Source organism: Methanococcoides sp. DA23, from assembly GCF_057593895.1.
On the sequence record NZ_CM172520.1, the window covers coordinates 919,380 to 937,775 of the forward strand.

9 protein-coding genes, 1 tRNA gene and 2 pseudogenes are annotated in these 18,396 nt (G+C 42.9%); 4 read left to right on the forward strand and 8 right to left on the reverse strand.

From position 1 onward, the window contains the following. Positions 1-7 precede the first annotated feature (7 nt). Positions 8-919, reverse strand: a complete 912-nt coding sequence (locus AC20MK_RS04605; protein ID WP_487356812.1) for a methionyl-tRNA formyltransferase — start codon at positions 917-919, stop codon at positions 8-10. Further along, a pseudogene (locus AC20MK_RS04610) lies at positions 900-1,592 on the reverse strand (WbqC family protein). Before AC20MK_RS04610 ends, AC20MK_RS04605 begins: the two are co-directional and overlap by 20 nt. Before the next feature lie 216 nt (positions 1,593-1,808). On the opposite strand from AC20MK_RS04610, the pseudogene AC20MK_RS04615 reads away from it, so the two are divergent. Continuing rightward, positions 1,809-1,922, forward strand: a pseudogene (locus AC20MK_RS04615) (ISNCY family transposase); the annotation flags it as partial. A 272-nt stretch (positions 1,923-2,194) separates the two neighbouring features. Here AC20MK_RS04615 and AC20MK_RS04620 read toward each other — a convergent pair. The 6 genes from AC20MK_RS04620 to AC20MK_RS04645 all read right to left on the reverse strand — a co-directional run bounded on the left by AC20MK_RS04620 (position 2,195) and on the right by AC20MK_RS04645 (position 11,647). Beyond that, a complete protein-coding gene (locus AC20MK_RS04620; RefSeq protein WP_487356813.1) occupies positions 2,195-3,733 on the reverse strand; it encodes a SulP family inorganic anion transporter in 1,539 nt (512 codons plus the stop codon). A 763-nt stretch (positions 3,734-4,496) separates the two neighbouring features. Further along, positions 4,497-5,519 carry a DUF5050 domain-containing protein gene (locus AC20MK_RS04625; RefSeq protein ID WP_487356814.1) on the reverse strand — a complete coding sequence of 341 codons (1,023 nt, stop codon included), beginning with the start codon at positions 5,517-5,519 and terminating at the stop codon, positions 4,497-4,499. Positions 5,520-5,587: 68 nt separating this feature from the next. Next, positions 5,588-7,489, reverse strand: a complete 1,902-nt coding sequence (gene gatE / locus AC20MK_RS04630; protein WP_487356815.1) for a Glu-tRNA(Gln) amidotransferase subunit GatE — start codon at positions 7,487-7,489, stop codon at positions 5,588-5,590. Between the two features lie 111 nt (positions 7,490-7,600). Beyond that, positions 7,601-8,911 carry a 4Fe-4S binding protein gene (locus tag AC20MK_RS04635; protein ID WP_487356816.1) on the reverse strand — a complete coding sequence of 437 codons (1,311 nt, stop codon included), beginning with the start codon at positions 8,909-8,911 and terminating at the stop codon, positions 7,601-7,603. Continuing rightward, entirely contained in the window at positions 8,904-11,264 is a 2,361-nt protein-coding gene (gene hdrA2, locus AC20MK_RS04640; protein WP_487356817.1) for a CoB-CoM heterodisulfide reductase HdrA2, read from the reverse strand. The genes AC20MK_RS04635 and hdrA2 overlap by 8 nt, the downstream gene beginning before the upstream one ends. A 92-nt stretch (positions 11,265-11,356) precedes the next feature. Further along, positions 11,357-11,647 (reverse strand): hypothetical protein, encoded by a 291-nt coding sequence (locus AC20MK_RS04645; protein WP_487356818.1) that lies wholly within the window; start codon positions 11,645-11,647, stop codon positions 11,357-11,359. A 161-nt stretch (positions 11,648-11,808) separates the two neighbouring features. On the opposite strand from AC20MK_RS04645, the gene AC20MK_RS04650 reads away from it, so the two are divergent. The 3 genes from AC20MK_RS04650 (at position 11,809) to AC20MK_RS04660 (ending at position 18,049) form a co-directional block, all read left to right on the forward strand. Beyond that, positions 11,809-11,885 (forward strand) — tRNA-Val (locus AC20MK_RS04650). A gap of 272 nt (positions 11,886-12,157) precedes the next feature. Beyond that, positions 12,158-17,560: a beta strand repeat-containing protein gene (locus AC20MK_RS04655; RefSeq protein WP_487356819.1), complete on the forward strand. Its 5,403-nt coding sequence runs from the start codon at positions 12,158-12,160 to the stop codon at positions 17,558-17,560. 18 nt (positions 17,561-17,578) lie between these two features. After that, positions 17,579-18,049, forward strand: coding sequence for a PGF-pre-PGF domain-containing protein (locus AC20MK_RS04660; RefSeq protein ID WP_487356820.1), 471 nt, complete (start codon positions 17,579-17,581; stop codon positions 18,047-18,049). The last annotated feature ends 347 nt before the right edge of the window (positions 18,050-18,396 follow it).

An 18,396-nucleotide genomic window follows, 5' to 3' on the forward strand; every position in this document is an offset into this window, starting at 1 on the left:
CTTCCTTTTATTCTAATTCATTTCCAATTTCAATGCTTAAGTGGATAATATTGTCATTTTCATCGATAATTGCATAATCATTAACTATCAACTGCCCACCTTTCACAGATATTATTAGGGTCGAATCACATATATTGATTATCTTACCAAGTTCATAGTTGAGCAATTTTTTTTCATATTTAGCATCCCATATGATAATTTTTTTACCTTTAATATAACTATATGCACCTGGCCAGGGTCTAACAAGAGCCCTTATTAAATTATAGATCTCTACCCCATCAATGTTCCAGTCAATACGACCGTCTTCCGGAGTCCGAGGTTTAAAATAAGTAGATTCTGTATCATTCTGTTTTTTGGTATGGAGTGTTTCTCCAGAAACAATCCGATCTATTACAGATCCCAGTAATTTACATGCTTCAGAATATATATTGTCAGAAAGTGTGAGTGAAGTATCTTCAAATAATATTGGAACTTTCTTCTGCACTATTATATTTCCTGTATCAATATCCTTATCAATGTAGTGAATTGTCACACCTGTTTCTTTCTCCCCATTGACTATTGCCCAATTGATGACATGCTGTCCCCTGTATGCAGGTAAATAAGAAGGATGGATGTTTATCGTTTTATACTTTGGAATTTCAAATATCTCTTCTGGGATGATATATTTGTAGCCGCATACCACGATAAGATCAACGTCCAAATTTTCTATATATGAAACATAATTATATAGGTCCTTCTTATTTGGTTGGTAGACAGATATCGAATGCTCTTTTGCAAGTTCTTTTATTTTGAATATATTATCGTCGTCTGTACCCTGTGGTCTGCAAAAAATGCTTACTAAGTCTGCTATTTTGATGAGATGATCTAAAACAAGATGATTATTACCAAAGAATATTGTTTTAATTTGTTTCTTTTGCATGTTCATCGATTTTCGGACCTTTGTTTAGTAGTATGTCTATTGCAGACATGTTCGGTATGAATCCGCCATATTGTTGCTGGTAGACAGGATGCTCAAACTCCTGGAACAACACTTGGATATCGTTATCGCCGAACTGTCCAAAGTCAAGGTAATCCTTGCCCATGGATCCGGAGAGGTAAGCATCCCCTCCAACTTCCCTCACAAGATCAACAATCTTTTCTGTAGATCTGGAACTGAAACCAAACTCACTTGAATAAACGATCTCCGTATCAATATCAAAAGACCTTATAATAAAATCGATTAATTTCATGTTCAATTCTATTAGATGATCAAATGGTTGTTCGTATATTTCCTGAATTTCACTTTTATACTAGTGATAATAAGGGGCATTTTTGTAGTTTTCGTGTATCTCTTTGAAATGTGCTTCACTCCATTCCATACCACTTATTTTAATATCATTATTTATCTTGATCTGATCAATTGGGATGTGGGTTTTTTCTACCGGAACCGTGAGCCACTTCCAACCATGATATATGCGTATCCGGTTCCTGTGTTGAAAATCGCTCTTGTTGAACTGGGCATCATCATAGATAATGAATACATCACATTTTTTTATCTTATCAAAAAAGCCAAAATATGGCAGGTAATTTGGCTGGTGTATCCCCACGATCATATTACACTACTTTATGATATTGTATAGTATTTATACTTTATTTTGAGAACACCAACTTAAATTTTTGGTCTAAATACAAATGTTTTTCAATACTGCTGCCACTACTCTGAGCAGCGTTCAGACATTATATTTACATGCCAGAATATGCGCTAGTCCATGAAATATACTTCCATCTTCGGATAAAATCTGTATCAGTGATGATCTTGCAAGCTATCTAAAAACAGACTTGGAGGAAACGGCCTCGATGAAGTAATGTTCAAAATTGGAAAGAAAATCTCTAAAATTAAAAAGATAAGAAATGTAAAAACAGATTAAAAACCACTTGAACCCTGAAGATATGACAAATATGCAGATCGCAATCTGAATTACAATTATAAGATGGACAACGAATGGATGCAGGAAATAAAAAATTGATAGAAGCATCCATTTTCGAATGGGCTAATAAAAACTATCCTGATCATAGAATTTGAACAACTGCAATAAAATAAGATAAAAGAGTCTTTCGATCAGACCATGCTCATCGAACTGACATGATCCTATTGAAAGAGAATTTGAATTTAACTTTAATCTATTGTGGGCAAACTTAGTCCACCCACAACGCCTTATCCCAGTATATCGGAAGGCACCTTATAGTGCGGGTCTTCCCAGTGATTGACATCGATTATGGCAGATGCATTGTCCAACAGTACTCTGCAATCTTCGCTTAGATGTCGCAGATGGACCGTTTTACCAACCTTGGCGTAGCGTTCAGTGATCTTGTTCAATGCTTCGATGGCAGAATGGTCAACTACCCTTGATTCTTTGAGATCGATGATTATCTCATCGGGATCATTTATCACGTCGAATTTAGTTTGGAACTCAGTAACTGAACCAAAGAACAATGGGCCAAAGAATTCGTAATGCTTGATCCCATTATCATCGACCATCTCTCTTGCACGCACAAGTTTGGCATGTTCCCAGGCAAAGGCCAATGCGGAAATGATGACACCTGCGATCACTGCTGCTGCAAGATTGTGGTAGATAACGGTTATACCTGCAACGACCACCATCACAAGGAAATCTGTAAGGGGCACTTTTCTGAATATCTTTAATGATGCCCATTCAAATGTTCCTATAGCAACCACGAACATCACACCTACCAATGCTGCCATTGGTATCTTTTCGATAAGAGGTGAACCTACTAGCACGATAAGTAATAGACCAACGGCTGCAACGATACCTGATGCCCTGTTCCTTGCACCTGAATTTATGTTGATGAGACTCTGTCCTATCATTGCACAGCCGCCCATACCTCCAAAGAAACCGCAAACGAGATTGGCAGCACCCTGTGCAACACTTTCTTTATTTCCTCGGCTTCTGGTCTCTGTCATCTCATCGATAACGGTCAGTGTCAATAGACTTTCGATCAATCCCACCAACGCCATTATGAGCGAATATGGGAAAATGATCTTTATCGTCTCCAAGTTCAGTGGTACCATTGGCAAATGGAACTCCGGGAAACCGCCTGCAATTGATGCAATATCTCCAACAGTTCTTGTTTGGATCTTGAAAATTATCACAATGGCCGAAACTACTATGATCGCAGCCAGTGAAGATGGAACTGCCTTTGTGAAACGTGGCAACAAATAGATGATGGCCATGGTCAGTCCTACAAAGCCTAACATTATCAGAAGTGCCTGTCCACCTAACCAGTGCTCTATCCCATTGATGTCATTGAACTTGAACTGGGCAAGCTGTGCCATGAAGATCACTATGGCCAGTCCATTTACAAATCCGAACATCACAGCATGGGGTACAAGCCGAATGAACTTACCCAATTTCAAGGCTCCAATGGTCATTTGGATAATTCCCATCAGAACTACAGCAGCAAAAAGATACTCAACTCCATGTTGTATCACCAGGGCCACAACTACAACTGCTATTGCACCTGTGGCACCCGAGATCATTCCCGGTCTGCCACCGAATATCGCGGTTATTAATCCAATGATGAATGCAGAGTATAGTCCGACCAATGGACTGACATTCGCTATAATTGAGAAAGCTACAGCTTCAGGCACCAGGGCCAATGAAACCGTCAGTCCGGATAGGACCTCATTTTTGAAATTTACTTGATCTTTATTTAATTTTTCTATAAATGCCATAATCATCCCATTTTAAAAATTACTATGTACCTGTAATTTCCACCAACTCTCGAAATTGAAGACCCAATGAATAAATTGGGTGAGCTTTACGAAAAACGTAGGTCCGGATGGTGAAAACTTGTGAATATTCATGTGGAAATAAAATACTTTGAATTATCAATGGAAAAACAAGCATACATCCAATGATGGCCTTATAAAGGTCTATCAACACTTTCAAGCCAGAAGCCATTACAAAGACAATTGGAAGTACTACAATTGCTACAAAACCTTCTTTAGATCACTCGGAACTGGTCCTTTAAAGTGCTCTATGGTAATGTTCTTTAATTCCATTAGATACATCCTTTAGACATATCTTATTAATGTTAGCTGAGCTTCGTAAAGATACTGTCAGTATATAAATGTACTTGTGTTTTTGTCCTGTGGGTCTTTTCAAATGAATTAAAACACAATTTTGGCATATCTGCTAAAGTTGTGAATCAATGCCTTGAACTACATCTCTTTTACTTTATCTCCGTACTTCTTTACACAATGATCTTCCCATGTTTTCTGTAAGCTCCAATAAAGAAAATGTATATACCTATCGCTTATCCTGATAAATAAATATGAAAATTAAAGTTGAATCCAGCTGCGTTTCCAAGACCAGATGTATCTATACTGTATTTCTGGCATGATTATAATGGATATTGAAAAATTTTAAAAAAGAATGATATAGTATGCTAATAAACCTCAATGAGGGCACAAAAATGAATGATATGAGTTGTCCTCACAACCTTTTCATGAAATGCATAGTGATCATGATAACTAGTGCAACAGCCAGAACAAAAGCTGTTAAAAGTAGTCCTAATGGTGATGATTCTCCAAAGTCTTCCAGTTTTTCAATGATAGGATTGTCAATGATGGGATTCTTATTATCTACTACGTATTCCTCCTCAATATATTCAGGTTCGTCAGGAATGGTTGATTCTGTCATTAAAAGTTCCATTTTCCATATATTGAACTCACCAGCTTTATTTGAGGAATATGCTATACTTTTCCCATCAGGACTCCATGCAGGGTCTATCTCATCCTGATCTGAAAAAGTAAGTTGCTTCGTTCTTTTTCCATCAGCGTTCATCATGTAGATATCCTTTGCACCATTCGTTTCTAAAACAAAAGCCACCTTAGTTCCTTCGGGATTGAAAACGGGGTCGTAGCTATTGTAGTAATTATCTTTCAGAATGGCTGGGACCTTCGATCCTGTGTCGATTATCCAGATATTTCCTTCAAGTGAATATACTATCTGTTCTCCATCAGGAGCCCAGGCAGGTGCATCTTCATCGATATTAGAGTCTGTTATCTGCGTTTGATTGCTTCCATCGATGTCCATTACCCAGATATCGTAGTTACCGGAAAGTTTTGATAGATAAGCGAGCTGTTTACCATCAGGACTCACAGCTGGTGCTCTCATATCAGCATTTTTAGTGATCTGTGTGCGTTTCAGTCCGTCAATGTCTATTACATGGATGCCGATGAATCTAGGGGAGTATGGCTTGACATGCTCCGATGCAAAATAAATACGCTTGCCATCGGTACTGTAAGCGGGTTCCCCATCCCATACGATACTATCATATATCTCTTTCTTATCCGTGCCATCAGTATTCATTGTCCAGATGGTCTGGTCTGAAGAATATACTATCCTATCGCCATCAGGACTCCATGCAGGGGCTACCTGATTGATACCTTCGGTAAGCTGGTAATGATCCGTTACGGTGACCGCTCCTGCAAGAGGAAGTGACAATAATGCCACAAAAAGTATCACTGCTGATCCGATAATCAAATTTCTCTGATTATGCATACACGTCACCATAAGTAGTATTATGCATTGAGGAACTCATTAATCTTTTGTCTCAAAAGTTCGCTGAGAACTTTACCATCCACTTTTCCGCGGAACTCTCCCATTACGAGTCCCATGAGTGGTCCAACTGCTCCAGCGCCCTTTTCGTTAATGAAATCCTGTCTTTCTTCCACAAGCTTTTCAATGAACGCTTCGATCTCGGCGGTATCAGACCCTGTCAGTCCAAGTTCTTCCAGTGAATCCTTTACAACGGAATTCGGCCTTTGAGCAACATGGCGTAGGATCTTCTCGATTGCCTCTTTAGCGACCTCTCCTGAAGCTATGACCTCGAACATCTGCTTAAAGTGTTCATCTGTGATCTTCTCGACATCAACACCATCACGTTTAAGCTCGGAGACCGTGCCTGTGATCGTGCGAACGATGAGCGTGGCCGTAATTATCTTGTCCCCGCTGAATTTGGCGATAAGCTCTTCGAACAGCGGCAGGTCCTGTGAATATGCGATCTTTTCCGCAAGCTCTCCATTAAGTCCATATTCCTTGCTGAAACGTTTAGCTCTCTCGGTAAGCAGTTCCGGTACAGGGATCGATTCGAAATATTCGCGGCTTATCTCCACCTGTGGTACATCGGTCTCGGGATACATTCTTGAAGCACCCGGAAGGGGTCTCATATAAGCGCTGTTCCCGTCAGGTAACCCCTTTCGGGTCTCTTCGGGAATAAATTCAAGTGCTTCAGCGGCGCGGATAAGTACGCTTTCCATTGCACCCCTGGCACGCTTTTCTTTATCTGCCACCATTATAACTGCATCATTTTCGCCGGCACCAACGAATTCGCGCAGTGCTGTGACCTCTTCTTCAGTAATGCCGTAGTTTGGCAGTTCATCGGTATGGAATATGCCGCCAACACCGGATGTTTTTGCACGGTCGGAGAATTCAGTGCCAAGGCGTCTTCCTGGCTGTACTTCCATTCCCACATGTCCGGCAAAACCAGGCAATAGAACAGCAAATACCTTTCCTTTCTTTATCGTCTTCTTGATGACCTTCGATTCCGTGTCTTTGAAGAGTTCGGTCACATCGAATATCTCATCATGAACACTGGCATTTCTCTCATTGAGGGACCTGCGAATCTCGAGAAGGTTGACCTGTCTTTCAACTTCCCTTTCCACGATGGTCTCGATGAGGTCGAGTGCCTGTACACCTTTTATCTCCACCCTTGCTCCTTCTGCAATTGAAATGTTAACATCCTGTCTTATGGTCCCAATTCCTCTCTTGACCTTTCCTGTGGAACGGAGCAGCATGCCGATATTAGCTGCGGTTTCTCTTGCGTGTGAAGGGGAGATTATGTCCGGGGTGGTGGCAATCTCTACAAGGGGGATTCCAAGCCTGTCAAGGGAATAGATTATGGAGTCACCAGCATCTTCTATCTTCTGTGCGGCTTCCTCTTCCACACAGAGCACGTCAATTCCTACTGTGCCTTCAGAAGTATCCAGGGATCCTCCACTTGCCAGGAATGCTGTCCTCTGGAATCCGGAGGTGTTCGAGCCATCTACGACGATCTTCCTCATCATGTGGAGCTGTTCCACTGGCACCATGTGCATAAGTTTTGAGATGGACAGGGCAATATCAAGCACTTCCTTGTTCAGTTCCCTTGGTGGTTCCTCATCATTTTCAATAAGGCATGTGGTATCGTAGGCCTTGTAAATGTATTTCCTGTTGACCTTTGTCTGCTCAAGTGCTGCTTTGTCCGTCTCACCCATCTCGCTTGCAGTCGGTCTCAAATAACGGAAGAACTCAAAGTTCGACTCATCCGTGTTGCGGATCGTAGTGGGGCATTTACAGAACATTTTTTCCTTAGAGTCAAGTTGCTGATGAATTTCAAGTCCGCATTTTAAGCCAAGTTCACGGTAGTCGATCTTTCTGCTCATAAAAGTATCACCAATGATCAATGTAATAACAACGTAATAATGATGTAATAATCTAGACAACAAAACGTCTAAGGCATTATAAAAGTATTGTTTCGATAATAAAGGTGAGGGTTAGAGTTTCCCCTTATCCTTCATCTTCTTCAGAGCTTTGTGGATGTCATCGCCTTCCCCTTTGTTAAGTGTCCTTCTGGTCTTGGGGTCAGTAAGAGCATCTTTTGCAAGCTCCAGTTTTTTCGAGACCGCTTCCATCATCCTTTCATCGACCTCGGGGAACTCTATGTCCACATGTTCCTTCATGGGCTCATTCTCTACCTCAATGGTCCTTGAGAGGTCAGGGTGCTTTCTCTCCTCTGTCAGCAGGGAACCGATTGCATCCTTCCACTCGTTGGCCCAGGGACTTTCAGGGATCTCGGTATGGCTTACTTTTGTGCGGAATACCTTCATAACATCCTCAGGGCATGCATTGACACATGCTCCGCAGTAGGTGCAGAGGTCCTCCACGGCCGCGATGTTCTTTCCGTCATCAGGCACGTACCAAAGATGGGAGGGGCAGATGTTGAAGCAGGCATGACAGCCCTGTGCATCGCATTTCTGGATGTGGCTCTCGACAAGCACGAGGTCGCCTTCGAAGGGTTTGAGCATGTCCACCGCATCATAGGGACAGACTGCATCACACCAGCCACAACGGGTGCATTTAGCATCATCCACAGTGACCTTTCCTGATACTTCAGGGGCTTCGCATGGCTTTTCGCCTTTGACCCTGATGGCATCTTCAGGGCATATGTCCTGGCAGAGCGTACAGTAGTCACAGTTATCCTCGTCTATGATAAGCTGTTCAAAAGGCATGGGGTCGGTCGCTGTCGGGTCCTTCTCTAGCATAAGGAACGCATCACAGAAACGAGCACATATACCGCAGAGGTTGCACTTATCGGTATCTATCTCTATCTCGCCTTCCGCATTTTCCTTCAGAGGTGCGATCTCCTCTTTCTTCGGGAAGGTGTATTCCAGTTCGATGGCATCTTCGGGACAAGTTGCCTCACAAAGGGAGCATGGCACACACTTCTCGTTCATCCTGACGAACTGTTCCAGGCGAGGGTATTGGTCCTCTTCCGGAAAGTCCCCTTCGCTTCTCATTTCCAGTGCGTTCACCGGACAGAAGTTGACACACATCGAACAGAATGTACATTTCTCAAGGTCCATCATCACCGGGGGTGCATCAAGGCCTGTGGCTATCTCTTTCATCGGGCCAAGCTCAAGGGCCTTGGTTGGACATATCCTTGCGCAGATGCCACAACCAACACAGCGTTTGTAATCATAGTCGAGTGTCTTTGAGGACCTGTCGGATATCTGTTTGTAGAGTACGTGAGTTCCTTCGATGTCCATTTCCTTTGAAACGGTCATGGACTTTTCTTCATCACTCATTCGTATCTCCTCCCTGAAGCTCTGAACCTACCGGTCCGAGTTCTGTCAGCTCATCCACGTAATCCTCGATGGTCTTTGCGAACCTCTCGCCTTCGGCGGCTGAGATCCACTCGATACGAAGTCTTCTCTGGTCGAGTCCGATCTCCTCCAGCACATCCTTGAGATTTTCCATCCTGTGCTTTGCATCATAGTTCCCGATGATGTAATGGCATTCACCAAGGCGACATCCTGCAACGATGACACCGTCAGCTCCACCCTGCAATGCCTCCAGAACGAAGTCGGGATCAACTCGACCTGCACACATCACTTTGATTATCCTCACGTTGGTGGGGTATTGTATCCTTGATGTTCCTGCAAGGTCGGATGCTGCGTAACTGCACCAGTTGCAAAGGAAGGCGATGATGAGCGGGAACTCGTCCTTTACTTCAAGGGCTGCCCTGATCTGCGCTTTTATCTGGGCATCGGTGCTGTGGGGCATGTCGATGGCATCCACCGGACACGAGGCACTGCAGGAGCCGCAGGTCTGGCATGAGATCTCATCTACCACTGCTTTTCCGTCAATTACCCTGATGGTGTTGAAATTACAGGTGTCCTCACACATACGGCAGCCGATACACTTTTCGTCATCCACGTATGCACTGAAGGGGTCATTCTCAAGCTCACCCTTTGCAAGCAGGCGTGTGGAACGTGCTGCAGAGGCACTCCCCTGTGCAATGGACACCTGTATCTCTTTTGGTCCCGAGGCACAACCGGCGATGAACACTCCATTTATGTGTGCATCCACAGGTCGCATCTTCGGGTGTGCGATGGAAAGGAACCTGTCAGTTCGTTTTGTGAGGTTAAGTGTCCTAGCTATGGGCTCGGTCGTGTCGCAGGGTTCCATTCCGGTTGCGAGCACCACAAGGTCATAGTTCTCTTCACAGACGGCGCATTCAAGGGTATCCTCATATCTCAGCAACATTTGCCCTTGGGTGTCTCTTTGTATCTCTGCTACTTTTCCGCGAATGAAGTCGATACCCATGAGCTGTGAGCGTATGTAGTATTCTTCGTACATCTCACCGGCGGCACGTATGTCTATATAGTGAATGGTGACCTCGGTGTCAGGATAGCGTTCTTTGATCATCTGTGCGTTCTTCATCGAGGACATGCAGCAGACGCGTGAGCAGTAGGGATTTCCAACGGTCTCGTCCCTTGAGCCGACACATTGTATGAAAGCCACTTTATTAGGGGTCTCCTTTGTAGAGGGCACGACAACTTTTCCACGGGTTGGACCGGAAGCATTGAGCAATCTTTCCAGTTCCATGTTGGTGAGGACATCGGGGAATACTCCATAGCCGTACTCTTCTTTGCGCTTTGCATCGAATCCCTGATAACCGGTTGCGACTATGACAGCTCCCACGGTGAAGTTTAACTCTTCTTCCTTCATGTTAAAGTCAATTGCATCTGCGGGGCAAGCCTGTCTGCAAAGCCCGCAGCCCACACAGTAATCGCTGTTGATGAATGCTGTTTGGGGGATGGCCTGCGGTATGGGCATGTTGATGGCCTTCGTTTTCCCCAGACCGCTGTCGAAGGGATTGGAGATGTCCACAGGACACACCCTTGAACATTCATCGATACAACCTTTGCAGTTGTCGATGATCACATATCTGGGGTTCTGAATGCCTTTTACTGTGAAGTTGCCAACCGACCCGGAGATGTCCTTGATCTCGGAGTAGGTGAACAGGTCGATGTTCGGGTGGTTCTGCACATCGGTCATCTTGGGTGCGAGGACGCAGATGGAACAGTCATTGGTGGGAAACACCTCATTTAGCAATGCCATCTTGCCGCCAATGGTGGGTTCTTTTTCGACCATATAGACATGCGTGCCGGAATCCGCCAGCGTGAGGGCAGCTTCTATTCCGGCGACACCGCCACCTATGACGAGAACGTCCTTGTTCGCTTTCGTCTTCCTTATCTGTAAAGGTTCCAGAAGGCTGAGCTTGGCAACCCCCATCTTGATGAGGTCGAAGGCCTTCTGGGTTGCCATATCATGATGGTCCATGTGTACCCATGAGCACTGTTCCCTGATGTTTACGATCTCAAGAAGATAGGTATTGATCCCCGCCCGCTCCAGCACTTTCTTGAACGTGTTCTCGTGAAGCTTTGGAGTACATGCGGCAACGAGTACTCTGTCGATGTCGTGCTCTTCAATATCGTCCATGAGCGCATCCTGCCCGACATCGGAACACATGAACTGTATGTCCTTGACAAGTTCGACGCCCTCCATCTGTTCTACTTTTTCGTGCAGCGCATCCATGTTTATGACACTTGCGATATTCAGTCCGCAGTGACAGATGTAAACTCCTATTCGCATATGAGAGACTCCCTCGTTGGCTTTTGAATTCAATTAAAATGTAGTTGATACATAGTAGTGAACGGTCGTAATTTAAGGTATTGAGTTGAGATTTATTTGCAGATCTTCCCAAAGCCTGTTCTGGCGAACATGTCTTTTATCTTCTGGGCATCGTCAAGTTTTTCATAGGCCTCTCTGCCCTCTTCAACATTGTGGTGCATCTCGACAAAAACACATTCAAGGCCCTTTTCCTTATCCTTTGCGACAACCCTCATCTCATGTTCTCCCTCAGGCATCCATATAAGGAGCTGCCCCATCTGGGAATTGTAGTTGAGATCGACCTTGAACTCCTCTATCTGCTTGCTCTGAGTTCTTATCTCATCTGTTCCATCTTCATTGGTCATATTTCATCATAATACACTACTATTTATTAATGGTTGGGATTAATTCACGCACATCCCTGCTTGTCCACGAAAACCTTATATACCACTGATGCCATTAAGGAGTTGCACATCCCCCATACTGCTTACATGCGAAGGGATAATGATGTGTTAATTGCACAAATGGGCCCGTGGTCTAGTTGGTTATGACATCGCCTTTACACGGCGAGGATCATGAGTTCGAATCTCATCGGGCCCACCACACTTCTATTCTTTTGGTTTTCGAGTTGAAGAGCTTTGTTTTTGTGATTATAAATTATCAATTGATGGTCTCGTTTTCTTATTAGTAAAGTGTTGAGCGTAGCTCTTTAAATTTTTATTTATTTCTAAATGCTGTAGTTCTACTAGCTATATTCATGTAAATACAACTGTTTTAACATTTGAATTACACAAATTTAATAAGCTCACAAAATATATATTATTTTTATTATATGGTATTTAAAATTTATACGATTATAATTGTAATTAAAACGGATGATCAAGATGATTCTTTTTTATAAATGTTTTAAAAAAATTGAGCTTAAACCCTCATTATTATGTTTACTGGTATTAGCGATAACGATCTCAATATCATTTCCTGCAACTGCAACTCCATTTGCAGGGGGAGATGGTACTGCCGGAAACCCGTATCAGATATCAACCGTTGATCAACTTCAGGGCATGAATGCTAGTCTGTCAGCCAATTACAAATTGATCAATGATATTAATGCTAGTGGCACCTTCAACTGGAGCTCTGGTGCAGGATTTGATCCTATTGGAAACTTTTCAAATAAATTCGCAGGCACCTTTGATGGTCAGGGGTATGAGATAACTGGACTGTATATTAATAGACCAACTACAGAATTTGTTGGTTTTTTTGGATATACGAGCTTTGATGCAGTAATTGATGATGTTGGCTTGGTAGCTGCCAATATTACCGGTTCTCAGACAGTAGGTGGTCTTGTTGGAGTAAATCAAGGAAATATCACCCGGAGTTATGCCAACGGTAATGTGACTGGTATTAGTAATTTTGTAGGTGGTCTTGTTGGGGAGAACGATGGTTCTATTAATCAGAGCTATGGAAACGGTTATGTGATTGGTAACAATTATTTAGGTGGCCTCACTGGTTACAATGCTGGTTCTGTTTATCAGAGTAATTCCGCCAGCAATGTGACAGGCAACGATAATGTGGGTGGTCTTGTTGGCCTGAATGATGGTACCTCTTATGGTTGGCCTCCTTCACTGGTTGTTCAGAGCTATTCCACTGGTAATGTGATAGGTAACGATAATATAGGTGGATTGGTTGGATTGAATTTTGGTGGGGATATCAATCAGAGTTATTCCACCGGAAGCGTTACTGGTAGTACCGGTGTAGGTGGCCTTGTCGGAATTAATGTAGATCCTAGTTCTGTTACAGACAGCTACTGGGACACCCAAACCTCCGGTCAAGCTACAAGTGCCGATGATGCTATAGGTAAAACAACAGCTGAGATGAAAACACAATCCACATATTCTGGTTGGGATTTTACTTCGGTTTGGGCTATTGGTGGGAGTACTAATGATGGTTATCCGTACCTTTTTAGCAATCCTGCAGAGCCAAAAACCTCTCTTCTCGCAGTTCCCCTCAACACTACTGACTTCGTGTTCTCTAGCTCGACCTATGTTGAAGGCATCAATGTGGAGTTCAACACCTCTATGTCGGATGTCGATCTGACACTGATGAGCACCATGAACATTATGAAGCTTACAGGTGCAAAGGACAATGAGGTCTGGGTCAAGGTGCTTGTAGATGGGGATAGTGTGCTTGAGGAGAAAATAAGGACTCTCAGCAAAGACAGGTCTAATATCGATGAAGGGTCCACAGGTACAAAACCTGTCAGTTTCTCCATTGCATCACCTGGCACCCACAATATCACATACGAGTTTAGTAGGACTGGAAACGGTGCTGTGGAGGTCAATGATATTGATATAAGTCTTGTCAAGTTCACCACAGCAGAAGGGAATAAGGTAAGGGACCAGCTTACAGAGGTTGATTATACTCATTCATCTTCTACATTTAGTGATTCATTCAATTGGTCTGTTAACAAAACGGTTGAGTCCGGAACATTTGTAATCGGCAAGTTTACTCTGGAATCAATACAGGCAGCATCTCTTCAGTACTACTATAAAGAAATGAACTCTGCTGTATTATCCCCCTCATGGTCAAGGTATATGGAGGATAGTGATGATGTGGGTTCGGTCTCCGGTATCTTTGCGGATTCAAATGAGACCATGGCTGCAAATTACAGCATCTTCTCACAAAGCAATTCTGTTGATACAGATGTTAACGGAACAATTCTCGATTTCGATCTGAAAGATGCAAATGGTAGTGAAATTTCCAGTTTCTCAGTTTCAAACGATTCCACAGATAGTACTTCAAACATCATTCTTTCATCAGGAACCCATCTGCTGGCAACTGAGAATGTTATTCTCGACAATGGTACTGGATATTTCCTCGCAATGACCAGTTCCTTCACTTCAGATTCGGGATCACAGACACCCACATATTTCATCAACTGTACTGAAATATCGGAGTGCTATTCAAAGAAGGAAAGGTATCTGGTATCAAACTCCGATATTGGTAACTCCTACATCTATTTCACTACTGATGGTCTGACACAAGGCGAATCATACAACTTCAACCTCTGGGTTACAGTGGAAGACGATGAGAGCCTCGTACAAATAGACGAGAACTTTGCTGGTTTTGAGATAAGTGAGTTTTATATCAATTCGATCAATACAGCACCCATTGTGGCGATCATTGCACCTGAGCCGTATGCCAATATCTCTGGTAGTTTCTACGTAAATGCATCTGTTACTGACAACAATGGTGATGCTTACCTTTCCAACTTTAGTTTAAGCAATGCCTCAGTTGAGGTTCTTTCCTATGATGGTCTCTTCCAGGGCAACCTTTCTGTTGTAATTGACAGCACTCAGTTTACAGATGGTAACTACAATATTACCTGGGAAGCTTCTGAGAATGAGTCAACTGAACTTCTCTCTGCGGACAACGTTATCGAGATAACAATAGACAACACTGTCCCTTTCATAGACTTCAATGATGAGACCACGGATACAGGCAATTTCAGTCAGAACTGGATAATTGGTAACATAAGTTTCAGTGATTCCTGGATCAACAATTCTTCTATCTCTCTGTACAACAGCAGTGGTCTGGTCGATTCCAGTACTTCAGGAGTATCACCTCATTCCTACAACTTCACCTCACTTGCTGATGGCTATTACCAGATGAATGCAAGCGTTTGGGACTTTGCAGGTAATGCGAATTACACCGAGACAAGGGCAATATTGCTTGACACTGCTGAGCCAGTGATCGATCACGGAGTCGGAACTCCATCCGGTAACTTCACTCAGGACTGGATCTTGGGTAATGTAACTGCAATTGACAGTTATGGTCTTAGCAGTCTGACAATATCACTGTACAATTCAAGTGGTTTGGTAGATTCCAACACAACAGAAGTTAGTAACAGTTTAGTTTACAATTTCACAGGACTTGTTGATGGTGTCTACTACCTGAATTCCACAGCAGAGGATCTTGCGGGAAATGTCAACACCACTTCAACATTGACTGTTACACTGGATACCACAATGCCGGTGATATCCTTCAATGATGAGACCACGGATGCCGGTAATTTCAGTCAGAACTGGATAATTGGTAACATAAGTTTCAGTGATGCCTGGATCAACAGTTCTTCTATCTACCTGTACAACAGCAGTGGTCTGGTTGATTCCAGTACTTCAGGAGTATCACCTAATTCCTACAACTTCACCTCACTTGCTGATGGTTCTTATCAGATGAATGCAAGCGTTTGGGACTTTGCAGGCAATGTGAATTACACCGAGACAAGGGCAATATTGCTTGACACTGCTGAGCCAATGATCGATCACGGAGTCGGAACTCCATCCGGTAACTTCACTCAGGACTGGATTCTTGGCAATGTAACTGCAATTGACAGTTATGGTCTTAGCAGTCTGACAATATCACTGTACAATTCAAGTGGCTTGGTAGATTCCAACACAGCAGAAGTTAGTGACAGTTTAGTTTACAATTTCACAGGACTTGTTGATGGTGTCTACTACCTGAATTCCACCGCAGAGGATCTTGCGGGAAATGTCAACACCACTTCAACATTGACTGTTACACTGGATACCACAATGCCGGTGATATCCTTCAATGATGAGACCACGGATGCCGGTAATTTCAGTCAGAACTGGATAATTGGTAACATAAGTTTCAGTGATGCCTGGATCAACAGTTCTTCTATCTCTCTGTACAACAGTAGTGGTCTGGTCAGTTCTAATGTTTCTGGAATCTCACCAAATTCCTACAACTTCACCTCACTTGCTGATGGCTATTACCAGATGAATGCAAGCGTTTGGGACTTTGCAGGTAATGCGAATTACACCGAGACAAGGGCAATATTGCTTGACACTGCTGAGCCAGTGATCGATCACGGAGTCGGAACTCCATCCGGTAACTTAACTCAGGACTGGATCCTGGGTAATGTGACTGCAATTGACAGTTATGGTCTTAGCAGTCTGACAATCTCACTGTACAACATCAGTGGATTGGTAGATTCCAATACCACAGAAGTTAGTGACAGTTTAGTTTACAATTTCACAGGACTTGTTGATGGTACCTACTACCTGAATTCCACAGCAGAGGATCTTGCGGGAAATGTCAACACCACTTCAACATTGACTGTTACACTGGATACCACAATGCCGGTGATATCCTTCAATGATGAGACCACGGATGCCGGTAATTTCAGTCAGAACTGGATAATTGGTAACATAAGTTTCAGTGATGCCTGGATCAACAGTTCTTCTATCTACCTGTACAACAGCAGTGGTCTGGTTGATTCCAGTACTTCAGGAGTATCACCTAATTCCTACAACTTCACCTCACTTGCTGATGGTTCTTATCAGATGAATGCAAGCGTTTGGGACTTTGCAGGCAATGTGAATTACACCGAGACCAGACATATACTTCTGGATATGACTGATCCTGAAATAACATTTGACACATCTACACTGGAAGAAGGTAATCATCCGCAGGACTGGATATTTGGCAATGTCACAGCATCGGACAATATCGGAATAGCAAACATCACATTTTATCTGTACAACAGCACAGGCCTGTTCAATTCCACATCTTATTCAGGAAATAACCTGTCAGTGAACTTCACACCATTACCATCAGGTATGTACTACCTGAATGCGAGCGTTGAAGACTTTGCAGGAAATATTGTGATTACGGATACGAAGATGTATGGTATCGATGCTATTGACATGGAAATAAATAATGTAGGCGTAGTATCCCTCTCCGATAATTCTGCAACTATTACATGGGATACGAATGAGAACGCAAACTCAACAGTTTACTATGGGCTGGATGCAAATCTAACTCTGAATGCTTCAAAAACACTATTTACAGTGGACCATAGCATTACAATCGATACCCTCGAGCAGAATACATTGTATTACTACAAGGTCAAAAGCTACGATATGTTCGGATTCAATAATTCATCTGAGATCGGTACTTTCACTACAGATATTAAAAAATCCACTAGTGGGAGTAGTGGCGGTAGCGGTGGTTTGAACTATTACCTCGATGAACCTCTGGAAAACCCGGAGGGTGATGATGAATCATGTAGCACTTTCTCCGAAGGTACAAAAGCAGTAAATGTAGGAAGCGTTCAGGCAGGCGATACGGTAAAGGTCAGTACAACAGATTCCGCAGGGGGCGTGGATTGTATGGTCACAGGACTGGACATCGATATGATAAATAATGTCGATGAAATGGAAGTGATTATAACGCAAAGTTCCTCTTCCTCCTAGGAAGATCCATCCGATGTAATGGTGCTCATTGGTAATGGTGCACAGACCTATGGTTTCTTTTCCATCGATACTAACAGTCCCGGAAGTACTGAAAGTGCTTTGATACACATTCGTATCCCAGTTGTATGGTATGAGCAGAACGAGCTTGATCCGACCACCACCATTGTGACCCATTGTGGTGATAATTCAACTGACTGGGAAGTACTTGATGTTGTTTCTTCTTCAGAAGATGAAGAATATTACTACTTCACAGTTATGACACCAGGATTCTCTGAATTCTCAGTGGTAGTATTGCCATTTGAAATGGCAGTGGAATTCCCTGTGGACGAGGAAGTTACAGCAGATATGGATCATACAGATGAAGTTGCGGAAAGCAGGGTTAAAAGTTCGATGTGGTTTATTCCTTTGATCGCAGGAATACTGGGTAGTTTGTTCATCGTCATCTGGAAGAGAAGGAAAGATGAAGATGAAGATGAAGAAATGAAGTAAGGATATCTGTCCTTACTACTCTTTTTTATTTATATATGTGATATAATAATATTTTTCTTTATGGCACGGTGACATCCCAGAGCTGTGAGCAAAGATTTAATTCATTTTTATTTGTATTTCTATCTTATTTCAGTGAATAACATTTTGTTTTTCGATAGGTGCAATCATATTGGGAATTGATCTATTATCTTAGAGTATTCCACTGATGCCCTTTGGACCTTATTCAGATGGTTTATATTTCTATGGTAGCTGGAGCACACCTTAGTAGTACAGGCGAATGGGTCTTTCAAATACTTCTAGGATACTTCCTGTACCACCCAGAACATTTCCCTAGGTGAAATTTAAAC